An 11,808-nucleotide genomic window follows, 5' to 3' on the forward strand; every position below is an offset into this window, starting at 1 on the left:
CAGTCCGCCGCCACACATGCCGGCGTCGTCCCGGCCTTCGCCGGGACGACGCTGAAGTTGTGGCGCAGCCTTCGCCTCACTTCGTCAGCGGGCAGCCGCTTTCCTTCGCGGTGAAGAACGCCTGGTCGCCAGGGACCACCGCGAGCTGCTTATAGTAATCCCACGGCTTCTTGGATTCAGAGGGCTTCTTGACCTCGAACAGATACATGTCGTGGACCATGCGGCCGTTCGCGAGCACCTTGCCCTTGGCGAAGGCGTCGTCGACCGGCAGCTCCTTCAGCTTCTTGGCGACCGCATCGCTATCCTTGGTGCCGGCGGCCTTGACCGCCTTCAGGTAGCTCAGGGTCGCCGAATAGGTGCCGGCGTGGATCATGCTCGGCATCCTCCCGGTGCGCTTGAAGAAGCGCTCGGAGAACGCGCGCGTGGTGTCGTTCTGATCCCAATAGAAGCCTTCGGTCAGCACCAGGCCCTGCGCCGCCTGCAAGCCGAGGCCGTTCACTTCGGCGAGCGTCATCAGCAGGCCGGCGAGCTTCTGGCCGCCCTGGACGATGCCGAATTCCGCCGCCTGCTTGATCGAATTGGTGGTGTCCTGGCCGGCATTGGCGAGGCCGACGATCTTCGCCTTCGAGCTCTGCGCCTGCAGCAGGAAGGAGGAGAAGTCCGACGAGTTGAGGGGCACCCGAACCGAACCGAGCACCTTACCGCCATTGTGGGTGACGATCTCACTGGTGTCCTTCTCCAGCGCGTAGCCGAAGGCATAGTCGGCGGTGAGGAAGAACCAGCTGTCGCCGCCGGCCTTGGTCAGTGCACCGCCGGTGCCGACCGCGAGCGCATGGGTGTCGAACGCCCAGTGGAAGCCATAGGGCGAACACGCAGCACCGGTGATGCTCGACGTGGCTGCGCCGACCACGATGTCGATCTTCTTCCTTTCCTTCGACAGGTCCTGCACGGCGAGCGCCACCGACGACGTCGTCAGCTCCGTGATCATGTCGACATTGTCGGCATCATACCAGCGCCGCGCGATCGAGGTCGCGAGATCGGGCTTGTTCTGGTGATCGGCGGTGACCATCTCGATCTTCTGGCCGAGCACCTCGCCGCCGAAATCCTCGATCGCCATCTTGGCCGCCTCGACCGAATATTTTCCGCCGTAGTCGGCATAGACGCCGGACTGATCGTTGAGGACACCGATCTTGACGCCTTGCGCGGAAGCCGGCGCGGCCAGCAACAAAGCCGAAATTGCGGCAACGACCAAAAGTGCTGATTTCATCTGTTATCTCCCGGCAGTGTTCTGTTTTGAAATCGCGCGGAGTGTAGTGAAGAACGGCGCGCCTGCCCATCGGTTTCGTGTTGGCCGGCGCCAAGCAAAGCTGTCGTCCCGGCGAAGGCCGGGACCCATAGCCACAGGATTGTATTTGACGAAGATTGGTAGTTACCAGCTAGCCCCAAACTACTCCCTGGGGTTATGGGTCCCGGCCTTCGCCGGGACGACATCGAGATTGTGGATAAGCCAGCGGTCAAGATGACGAAATCGTCCCCTTCTCGTTCCGGCCTTCCGCCAGGTTCCGCACCACCACATAGAAGATCGGCGTGAACAGCAGGCCGAACAGCGTGACGCCGATCATGCCGAAGAACACGGCGACGCCGACGGCCTGACGCATCTCGGAGCCGGAGCCGGACGAGATCACCAGCGGCAGCACGCCGAGGATGAAGGCGAAGGACGTCATCAGGATCGGCCGCAGGCGCAATCGACAGGCATCGATCACGGCCTCCAGCCGCGGCTTGCCTTCCTTCTCGATGTCGCGCGCGAACTCGACGATGAGGATCGCATTTTTCGCCGCCAATCCCACCAGCACGACGAAGCCGATCTGGGTGAGGATGTTGACGTCCTGGCCCATGATGCGCACGCCGATGGTGGCAGCGAGCAGGCACATCGGCACGATCAGGATCACCGCGAACGGCAGCGTCCAGCTGCCGTATTGCGCGGCGAGCACGAGATAGACGAACAGCACGCAGATCGGGAACACGTAGAGACCGGCATTGCCGCCGGTGACCTGCTGATAGGACAAGTCCGTCCACTCGAAGGTGAAGCCGCTCGGCAAGGTGTCGTCGGCGAGCTTCTTGATGGCGTTGAGCGCGGTGGTCGAGCTCGTGCCCGGCGCCGGCTCGCCCTGAAGCTCGGACGCCGCGTAGAGATTGTAGCGCGCGACGCGGTCCGGACCCGAGACGTCCTTGAAGTCGACCACGCTGCCGAGCATCACCATGTCGCCGGAGGCGTTGCGCGTGCGCAGCCGCGCGAGATCGGCAGGCTCCTTGCGGAACGGGAAATCAGCCTGTGCGGTGACGTGATAGGTACGGCCGAACAGGTTGAAGTCGTTGACATAGGTCGATCCGAAATAGGTCTGGATCGTGTCGTTGATATTGGCAATGGGCACGCCGAGCTTCTGCGCCTTGGTGCGGTCGACGTCGACGAACAGCTGCGGCGTGTTGGCCGAGAACGGCGAGAACACCGTGGGGCCAAGGAGCGAGGGCGATTTGCGCGCGGCGGCGACGAGCTCGTCCGTGGCCGCCGCGAGCAGCTCGGGCCCTCGGCCCTGGCGGTCCTGGATGCGGATGGTGAAGCCGCCGCCCGTGCCGATGCCGGGCACGGCGGGCGGCGGAATCACGATGATGAAGGCGCCCTGGATAGCGGCGAGGCGCTTGCGCAGCTCGGCCGTGATGGCGTTGGCGGTCAGCCCCTTCTTCAGTCGCGCCTCGGGTTCGTCGAACACCGGAAACAGCGCCGCCGCATTGCCGGCCTGCGTGCGTGTGGCGCCCGAGAAACCGGCGAAGGCCGCGACGCGGACGATGCCCGGCGTATCCAGCGAGATTCGCTCGATCTCGCGCACGATTTCGGTGGTCCGCGCCAGCGATGCGGCACCCGGCAATTGCACGGAGATGATGACGTAGCCGCGGTCCTGTGCCGGAATGAAGCCTTGCGACGTGGTCCCGATCAGCCAGCCGGCGCTGCCGATCAGCACGACATAGATCAGGATCATCAGCACCGAATGCCGGATCACGAAATTGGCGACCCCGGCATAGCCGTGCGCCAGCCGGTCGAACACACGGTTGAAGGCGCCGGTGAAGGCGTTCCAACCACGTGCAAGAAGATTCCAGGCGGCAGGCGGCCGCTTCTCTTCATGCGGCACCAGGATCTGCGAGGCCAGCGCCGGCGACAAGGTCAGCGAGCAGAAGCAGGAGATCGCGGTCGCGACCGCAATCGTGACCGCGAATTGCTGGAAGAACTGCCCGGATATGCCACCCAGGAACGCCGTCGGCACGAACACCGCACAGAGCACGAGCGCAATCGAGACCAGCGCGCCGCCGACCTCCTCCATGGTCTTCAGCGCGGCATCGCGCCGGCTCAAGCCGTGCTCGAGATGCCGCTCGACATTCTCGACCACGACGATGGCGTCGTCGACCACGATGCCGACCGCGAGCACGAGCCCGAACAGCGTCAGATTGTTGATGGAGAAGCCGAGCGCAGCCATCACCGCGAAGGTGCCGACCAGGGAGACCGGGATCGCGATGATCGGGATGATCGCAGGCCGCCACCCCTGCAGGAACACCAGCACCACGACGACCACGAGCAGCATGGCCTCGTAGATGGTCTTGATCAGCTCGTGAACGGACTGCGCGATGAATTCGGTCGGGTTGTAGCCGATGTTGTAGTCGAGGCCCTTCGGAAAGCTCTCCTTGAGCTTCGTCATCGTGTCGGAGATGTGTTTTGCCGTCGCGAGCGCATTCGATCCCGGCCGCTGCGTCACCAGCATGGCGACCGCGGATTTGCGCAACAGGAAGCTGTTGGTCGTGTAGGCCAGCGCGCCGAGCTCGATGCGGGCGACGTCACGCAGCCGCACCGTGCGGCCGTCGGAGCCGGCCTTGATCAGGATGTCCTCGAACTGCTTCTGGTCTTTCAACCGCCCCGTGAAAACCAGGTTCGGCTGGAAGGCGCGGTCGGCAATCGGCGGCTCGGCGATCTGGCCGCCCGCGATCTGCACGTTCTGGGCACGGATCGCGGCCAGCACCTCGGTCGAGGTCAGGCCGAGATTGGCGATACGGTCGGGATCGAGCCACAGCCGCATCGAATAGTCGCGCGCGCCAAAGATCTGGATGTCGCCGACGCCGTCGATGCGCAGCAGCTGGTCGCGCACCTGAAGCAGCGCATAGTTGGAGATATAGAGCTGGTCGAACGTATCGTCCGGCGACAGCATGAACACGACCATCAAAATGTCAGGCGAGTTCTTGCGGGTGACGACGCCGTTGCGCTGCACTTCGTCGGGCAGCTGCGGTTGCGCGATCGCGACGCGGTTCTGCACCAGCACCTGGGCCTTGTCGAGATCGGTGCCCAGCTTGAAGGTAACGGTGATGGTGAGCTGGCCGTTCGAGGTCGCCTGACTGTAGAGATAGAGCATGTCCTCGACGCCGTTGATCTGCTGCTCGATCGGAGCGGCAACGGTATCGGACACGGTTTGCGCCGAGGCGCCCGGATATTGCGTGGTGACGACGACGGTCGGCGGCACCACTTGCGGATATTCGGAGATCGGCAGCGTCGAATAGGCGAGCGTCCCGACGATCAGGAGCACGATCGACAGCACCATCGCCAGGATGGGCTGGTTGATGGACAAGCGGCCAAGATTCATGACTTGTCACCAGGCTTGGCACCGACCTTGGCGCCGGCCGGCGCTTGCGCAGGAGACGGGGCGACCTTCGCGCCGACGCGGGCGCGCTGGATGCCGTTGACGATGACGCGGTCCTCGGCCTTCAGCCCTTCGCGGATCACGCGCAGGCCGTCGTCGAGCGGCCCGAGCACGACGGGCCGCGCCTCCACAGTGTTGTCAGGTTTCACCACGAAGACGATCTTGCGTGACTGGTCGGTCGCGACGGCAACGTCGGGGATCAAGAGCGCCTCGTACGGCGCACTGCCGATCAGACGGACGCGGCCGAACTGGCCAGGCAGGATTGAGAGATCGGTGTTCTTGACGACGGCGCGGCTGCGCAGCGTGCCCGTGGAGACATCGAGACGGTTGTCGAGGAAGTTGATGGCGCCGTCATGCGACGGTTTTGTCTCGCCGGCCAGCGTCACCTGCACCGGGTTCGCGGTGTCGCGCGAACTCGGGCGCTTACCCTCGAACCACAGCTTGCTGTATTTGATGAAGGTGGTCTCATCCATGTCGAAATAGACGTAGATCGGATCGAGCGAGACGATCGAGGTGAGCAACGTCGACGTGCCGGTGTCGCTGCCCTGCACGAGATTGCCGGGGCTGACGAGATGGCGGCTGACGCGGCCGGTGAGCGGCGCGGTGACATGGGTGAACTCGATGTTGAGCCGGGCGGCCTTCAGCGCGCCCTCAGCCTGAGTCTCGGCGGCGTGCGCGGCCTGCAAGGCCTGACGGCGCTGGTCGACAACCTGTTCGGACACCGCACTGGTCTGGACCAGGTTCAGGCCGCGATCGAGCTCGCGCTTGGCAAGCTCCACCTTGGCCCGGGCGTCGGAGAGCTGGCCGTCCGCCTGCTCGGCCACCGCCTCGAACGGGCGCGGGTCGATCACGTAGAGCAGATCGCCCTGATGCACGATCGCACCGTCCTGGAACTCGACGGAGTTGACGAAGCCGCCGACGCGGGGACGCACCTGGACCTCCTCGACAGCCTCGAAGCGGCCAGTGAACTCGTCCCAATCGGTGACTGTGCGCTTGACCGGCTGGGCAACGGTCACCGGCGGGGGCGGCGGCGCGGCCGCTTGCGAGGTCGGTTGGCCGCAACCGGTGAGAGCGAAGGCGGCTACGAGCATGCCGGCTATGGTGTAAGGCTTGGCATAAGGCCTGGGCTGAACGAAATCGCGCGTTTTGACAAATTGCTCGTTTCCGTCCGGTCCAGTCATCCCAGGTCCTCGCATCAAAGCCGCGGAAAAAGCAGGGTACGCGCATACCCGCGGGCGCCACAAGATGGGTCGAGATGATGAACTCTTCAAGACCAAAGCGCACGCAATGCCTCGAACGATGCCCTGGCCGGATGGCGGGTTGACAGCGCTCTCTTCGCCTCTTCCCGCAAGCGGGGAGAGGCCGACGTGCTCGCGGATAGAGCCCCTCACCCCAACCCTCTCCCCGTAAGAACGGGGAGAGGGAGAGGAGAGAGCGTGCACCCAGCGTCTTCGCACATGACTGATACGGCCGGCTCGGCTAGATTACCCCTTACAAAACAAGACGAATTGTCCGGGGAGGACAGGCGTGCATCAGGGACGTGTCGTTTACGGCGCGATCGAGGAGGTCGTGTTCGGCCATCCGGCGGCCGACGCCATCGTCGCGCAGATGGACCGGCTGGGGACCCGGCGCGCCTTCCTGATGGTATCAGGCACGCTCAACCGCCAGACCGACGAAATCGCGAAGATCGTCCAGGCGCTGGGCCCGCGCTGCGCCGGCCTGTTCGATGCGATGCCGGCACACACGCCGCGCGAGGCGGTGATCGCGGCCACCAATGCCGCGCGCAAGTCCGGCGCCGATCTGATCGTCACGGTCGGCGGCGGCTCGATCACGGACGGCGCCAAGGCGGTGCAGCTTTGTCTTGCCAACGGCATCGACGAGATCGACGGCATCGAACGCATCCGCGTGCACAAGGGCGTCGCGCCGGAGATGACGCCGCCGACGGTGCGCCAGATCAGCGTGCCGACCACGATTGCCGGCGGCGAGTTCTCATCGATCGCGGGCGTGACCGACCGCAGCACGCATGTGAAGCAGATGCTGCGGCATCCGCTGACGGTGCCGCGTGCGACCATCCTTGATCCCGCCATCACCGTGCACACGCCGGAATGGCTGTTTCTGTCCACCGGCATCCGCGCCATCGACCATTGCGTCGAGGCAATCTGCTCGCGGGAGACGCACCCTTACGCCGACGCGCAATCGGTGAAGGGCCTCGCCATGCTCGCCGACGCGTTGCCGCGGGTGAAGGCTGATCCAACCGATCTCGACGCCCGCATGGATGCGCAGATCGGCACCTGGCTGTCGATGGGTGCGCTCGCGGCCGGCGTGCCGATGGGGGCGAGCCACGGCATCGGCTATGTGCTGGGGGCGGCCTTCGAGGTACCGCATGGCTACACCTCCTGCGTCATGCTGCCGGCGGTGATGCGCTGGAACGCGCGCGACAATCCCGAGCGGCAGATGATCGTCGCAGCCGCGATGGGTTTTCCCGGCCATGACGCGGCCGACGTGCTCGATGCCTTCATCCGCTCGCTCGGCATGCCGCGCAGCCTCGCTGAGGTGCGCGTGTCGCCCGAGCATTTCGACGCCATCGCCGAACAGGCGATGTGCACGCCCTGGGTGCCGCACAATCCACGCAAGATCGAGAGCCCAGCGCAGTTGCGCGAAATCCTGCTTCTCGCCGCATAATCCAAAGCCGGAGGACTGATGTATCCAGGTCAGCATGCCCGTCTACGCCCGCTGCAACCCGCCTTCATCATGGCGGCGACAGGCGAGACCATCACCTATCGCGAGCTCGATGCGCGCAGCAACCGGCTGGCGCATCTGTTTCGCAAGCAGGGCCTCAAGCGGTTCGACCATTATTCGATCTTCATGGAAAACAATTCCCGCTATCTCGAAGCCTGCGGCGCGGGCGAGCGCTCGGGGCTATACTACACCTGCATCAACTCCTTCCTCACCGCGGGCGAACTCGCCTACCTCCTCGTCAACAGCCAGTCGAAGATCTTGATCACGTCGGTGGCCAAGCTTGACATTGCCCGCGAGGCGATCCAGGCCTGTCCGGACGTCAAGCTCTGCATCGTCGCCGACGGCCCCGGCGAGAGTGACCGCATCGTCGGGCTTGCCGAGGTGACCGCTAATCTGCCGAAGACCCCAATTGCGGATGAGTGGCTCGGCACCTCCATGCTCTATTCGTCGGGCACGACAGGACGCCCCAAGGGCATTATCCGGCCGCTTCCGGAGGAACCGCCAACGCACAATCTGCCGCTGTTCGATTTCCTCGCAAAGCTTTGGCACTACCGCGAAGGCATGGTCTATCTGTCGCCAGCCCCGCTCTATCATTCGGCACCGCAAGCCGCGGTCAATCTCACGATCCGCACAGGCGGCACCGTGGTCATCATGGAAACGTTCGATCCCGAGCGCTATCTCCAGCTCGTGCAGCAATGGGGCATCACCCATAGCCAACTCGTGCCGACGATGTTCTCGCGGATGCTGAAGCTGCCAGAGGAGGTGCGCAAGCGCTACGATTTGTCCTCGCTCGAGATCGCGGTCCACGCCGCCGCGCCCTGCCCCGCGCTGGTCAAGGACGACATCATCAAATGGTGGGGCCCGATCATCCACGAATATTACGGCGCCACCGAAGGCCTCGGCTTCACCGCCTGCAACAGCGAGGAATGGCTTAGCCACCGCGGCACCGTCGGCAAGGTGCTGCTCGGCGATCTCCACATTCTCGACGAAGACATGAAACCATGCCCGACCGGCACGCCGGGCCAGGTCTGGTTCAAGACGGGATCGCCGTTCGAATATTTCAACGATCCGGAGAAGACCAAGGAAGCCCGCTCGGCCGACGGCAGCATGAGCACGGTCGGCGATGTCGGCTATGTCGACGAGGACCGCTTCCTCTATCTCACCGACCGCGCCACCTTCATGATTATCTCTGGTGGTGTGAACATCTACCCGCAGGAATGCGAGAATTTGCTGATCACCCACCCGAAAGTCGCTGACGCCGCGGTATTCGGCGTGCCCAATCCCGATCTCGGCGAAGAGGTCAAGGCGGTGGTGCAGCCGATGCCGGGCGTGATGCCCGGCGAGGCACTTGCCGAAGAGCTGATCGCGTTCTGCCGGGCGTCGCTATCGCGGCAAAAGGTCCCGCGCTCGGTCGACTTCGAGAAGGAATTGCCGAGGTTGCCAACGGGGAAGCTGTACAAGCGACTGCTGCGGGACCGGTATTGGGGGAATAAGACGTCGAGGATTGTGTGAGCCCCACTGTCGTCCTGGCGAACTTCTCTCACATTGTGAGAGAAAACCCTGCGGCCTTTCGTCATCCGAATTGTCGAGAGCGTTGCCGGCCTTGCCGGTTGCCTCCCTCCCCCTGCGTCGCTATCGTCCTGACAAACAGGCCACAAAGGCCGATGTCCAGGGAGGACCGAGGATGCGGAGCGTACGAGCGCTCGCCGCGATGGTGGCGCTATCTTTGCTGGCGTTTTCGACCGTTTCATTCGCCGGTGAGCCCAAGCAGGGCGGAATCCTGCGGATGTATCACCGCGACAGCCCGGCGAACGCGTCGATCCTCGAGGGAGCGACCTACTCGGTCAACGTGCCCTTCATGGGGGTGTTCAACAATCTCGTCATTTACGATCAACACATCGCGCAGAACAGTCCTGACACCCTCAGGCCTGAGCTGGCCGAGAGCTGGTCGTGGAGCAGCGACAATAAGAAACTGACGTTCAAACTCCGCCAAGGCGTCAAATGGCATGACGGCAAGCCGTTCACGTCAGCCGACGTGAAGTGCACGTTCGATCTCCTGATGGGCAAATCGCAGCAGAAACTGCGACAGAATCCGCGCAAGTCCTGGTACAGCGAAGTCAACGACGTCACGCCCAACGGCGATTTCGAAGTCTCCTTCGACCTGAAGCGGCCGCAACCCTCGCTGCTGGCGATGCTCGCCTCCGGCTATACGCCGATCTATCCTTGTCACGTCTCTCCGGCGGACATGCGCACCCATCCGATCGGGACCGGCCCGTTCAAATTCGTCGAGTTCAAGGCCAATGAGTCGATCAAGCTGACCCGCAATCCTGACTATTGGCGGAAGGGCCGGCCCTATCTCGACGGCATCGAGTACACGATCATCCCGAACCGCTCGACCGCGATCCTCGCCTTTGTCGCCGGCAAGTTCGACATGACGTTCCCGACGCACATCACCATTCCACTCCTGAAGGACATCAAATCGCAGGCGCCGAACGCGGTCTGCGTCGTCGAGCCGACCAACGTCTCGACCAATATCATCGTCAATTCGGCCTCCCCGCCGTTCGACAACATCGATATTCGCCGGGCGATGGCAATGGCGCTCGACCGCAAGGCCTTCGTCGACATCCTGTTCGAAGGCCAGGCAGATATCGGTGGCACGATGCTGCCGCCGCCACAGGGTATCTGGGGCATGCCCAAGGACAAACTTGAAACCATTCCGGGCTACGGCCCGGACGTGAACGCAAACCGGGAGGAAGCAAAGAAGCTGATGCAGAAGGCGGGCTACGGCCCCGACAAGCATCTCGCGGTGAAGATTTCGACGCGCAATCTCGCGGAATATCGCGATCCCGCCGTGATCCTGATCGACCAGCTCAAAAGCATCTATATCGATGGCGCACTCGACGTGGTGGAAACCGCGAACTGGTTCCCGAAAGTCGCGCGCAAGGACTACATGCTCGGCCTCAATTTGACTGGCAATTCGGTCGACGATCCCGACCAGTCTTTCTACGAGAACTATTCCTGCGGCTCGGAACGGAACTACACCAACTATTGCAACAAGGAGATCGAGAAGCTGTTCGACGTACAATCGCAGGAGATCGACACCAACAAGCGCAAGCAACTGGTCTGGGACATCGACAAGAAGCTGCAGGAGGATGTCGCCCGTCCGATTATTTTCCATGCGCGGGCCGGCACGTGCTGGCAGCCCTATGTCAAGGGAATCACGATCATGTCGAACAGCTCCTATAATGGCTTTCGCGACGAGGACGTGTGGCTCGACAAGTAGCATGCCAGGCTGAGGAGATTTTTTTGAGCATGATCTTGTCGGAAAACCGCCACGCACTTTTCCGGATCATGCTCTAGCGGCTCGCGGAGGGCGAAAGATGTTTGCCTATCTGGTGCGGCGCCTGTTCCTGATGGTCGTGACCCTGTTCGGGATCTCGATCGTCATCTTCTTCCTGTTGCGCATCGTGCCCGGCAACATCGTCGACATCCTGTTCGCTGCGGCCGGCTATGTCGATCCCGCCGACAAGGTCAATCTGGAGAAGGAGCTCGGCATCGACCAGCTGCTGATCCTGCAATACTGGCACTGGATCAGCGGCTTTCTGCGCGGCGACTTCGGCTATTCCTACGTGTCCGAGAAGCCCGCGCTGCAGGAGATCCTGCCGCGGATTCCGATCACGGCGCGGCTTGCCGGGCTGGCGCTGCTGTTCTCGGCGTCGATCGGCATTCCGCTCGGCGTCATCAGCGCGGTGAAGCAAGGAACGAGGCTGGACTATGCGCTACGCGTGGTCAGCCTCAGCGGATTGTCGCTGCCGTCATTCTGGCTGGGACTGCTGGTCCTCACGGCATCGGTGGCGATGTTCGGCGAGATACCGCTGTTCAATCCGACCCCCCAGAGCTTTGGCGAGGCGTTTGCAACCTATTGCATCCCGGCGATGGTGGTCGGCTTCCGCAGCTCGGCGCTGACCATGCGCATCACGCGCTCCTCGATGCTGGAAGTGCTGCGGCAGGATTACATCCGCACCGCCCGCGCCAAAGGCGCCTCCGACGCCGCCGTGAACTATCATCACGCGCTGAAGAACGCGATCTTGCCCGTGATCACCGTGATCGGCATCGAGGCGGCGTTCCTGATCGGCGGCCTGATCGTCACCGAGACCGTGTTCAACATTCCCGGCGTTGCGCGCTTCCTGGTCGAGGCGATCCGCTGGCGCGATTATCCGATCGTGCAGAACCTTGTCATGCTGATTGCCATCGTGGTGGTCAGCGCGAATTTCATCGTCGACATGCTCTATGCCGTGTTCGATCCGCGCATCCGATATACGGACTAGGAGAG

Annotated in this window: 7 protein-coding genes; 4 read left to right on the plus strand and 3 right to left on the minus strand. The window is 63.2% G+C overall.

Features of this window, described 5'->3' with window-relative positions; translation table 11 throughout:
- Positions 1 to 76: 76 nt before the first annotated feature.
- From JJE66_RS08920 to JJE66_RS08930, 3 genes are all read right to left on the minus strand, one after another.
- Positions 77 to 1,267, minus strand: coding sequence for an ABC transporter substrate-binding protein (locus JJE66_RS08920; RefSeq protein WP_200513861.1), 1,191 nt, complete (start codon positions 1,265 to 1,267; stop codon positions 77 to 79).
- A 247-nt stretch (positions 1,268 to 1,514) separates the two neighbouring features.
- Entirely contained in the window at positions 1,515 to 4,679 is a 3,165-nt protein-coding gene (locus JJE66_RS08925) for an efflux RND transporter permease subunit (protein ID WP_200513862.1), read from the minus strand.
- Positions 4,676 to 5,917, minus strand: a complete 1,242-nt coding sequence (locus tag JJE66_RS08930) for an efflux RND transporter periplasmic adaptor subunit (protein ID WP_200513863.1) — start codon at positions 5,915 to 5,917, stop codon at positions 4,676 to 4,678. Before JJE66_RS08930 ends, JJE66_RS08925 begins: the two co-directional genes overlap by 4 nt.
- A gap of 346 nt (positions 5,918 to 6,263) precedes the next feature.
- On the opposite strand from JJE66_RS08930, the gene JJE66_RS08935 reads away from it, so the two are divergent.
- From JJE66_RS08935 to JJE66_RS08950, 4 genes are all read left to right on the plus strand, one after another.
- On the plus strand, positions 6,264 to 7,418 hold the full coding sequence (locus tag JJE66_RS08935; protein ID WP_200513864.1) for an iron-containing alcohol dehydrogenase: 1,155 nt from the start codon (positions 6,264 to 6,266) through the stop codon (positions 7,416 to 7,418).
- An 18-nt stretch (positions 7,419 to 7,436) separates the two neighbouring features.
- Positions 7,437 to 8,987 carry an AMP-binding protein gene (locus JJE66_RS08940; protein WP_200513865.1) on the plus strand — a complete coding sequence of 517 codons (1,551 nt, stop codon included), beginning with the start codon at positions 7,437 to 7,439 and terminating at the stop codon, positions 8,985 to 8,987.
- 172 nt (positions 8,988 to 9,159) lie between these two features.
- Positions 9,160 to 10,758: an ABC transporter substrate-binding protein gene (locus JJE66_RS08945; RefSeq protein WP_200513866.1), complete on the plus strand. Its 1,599-nt coding sequence runs from the start codon at positions 9,160 to 9,162 to the stop codon at positions 10,756 to 10,758.
- Between the two features lie 97 nt (positions 10,759 to 10,855).
- Positions 10,856 to 11,803, plus strand: coding sequence for an ABC transporter permease (locus tag JJE66_RS08950; RefSeq protein ID WP_200513867.1), 948 nt, complete (start codon positions 10,856 to 10,858; stop codon positions 11,801 to 11,803).
- Positions 11,804 to 11,808 lie beyond the last annotated feature (5 nt).

Origin of the sequence: Bradyrhizobium diazoefficiens (assembly GCF_016612535.1) — a bacterium.
Lineage (GTDB): Bacteria > Pseudomonadota > Alphaproteobacteria > Rhizobiales > Xanthobacteraceae > Bradyrhizobium > Bradyrhizobium diazoefficiens_C.

What these genes read in the sequence shown, in the direction of transcription:
- JJE66_RS08920 (WP_200513861.1), bottom strand. Translation starts at nt 1,267, where the DNA reads ATGAAATCAGCACTTTTGGTCGTTGCCGCAATTTCGGCTTTGTTGCTG.
- JJE66_RS08925 (WP_200513862.1), bottom strand. Translation starts at nt 4,679, where the DNA reads ATGAATCTTGGCCGCTTGTCCATCAACCAGCCCATCCTGGCGATGGTG.
- JJE66_RS08930 (WP_200513863.1), bottom strand. Translation starts at nt 5,917, where the DNA reads ATGACTGGACCGGACGGAAACGAGCAATTTGTCAAAACGCGCGATTTC.
- JJE66_RS08940 (WP_200513865.1), top strand. Translation starts at nt 7,437, where the DNA reads ATGTATCCAGGTCAGCATGCCCGTCTACGCCCGCTGCAACCCGCCTTC.
- JJE66_RS08945 (WP_200513866.1), top strand. Translation starts at nt 9,160, where the DNA reads ATGCGGAGCGTACGAGCGCTCGCCGCGATGGTGGCGCTATCTTTGCTG.
- JJE66_RS08950 (WP_200513867.1), top strand. Translation starts at nt 10,856, where the DNA reads ATGTTTGCCTATCTGGTGCGGCGCCTGTTCCTGATGGTCGTGACCCTG.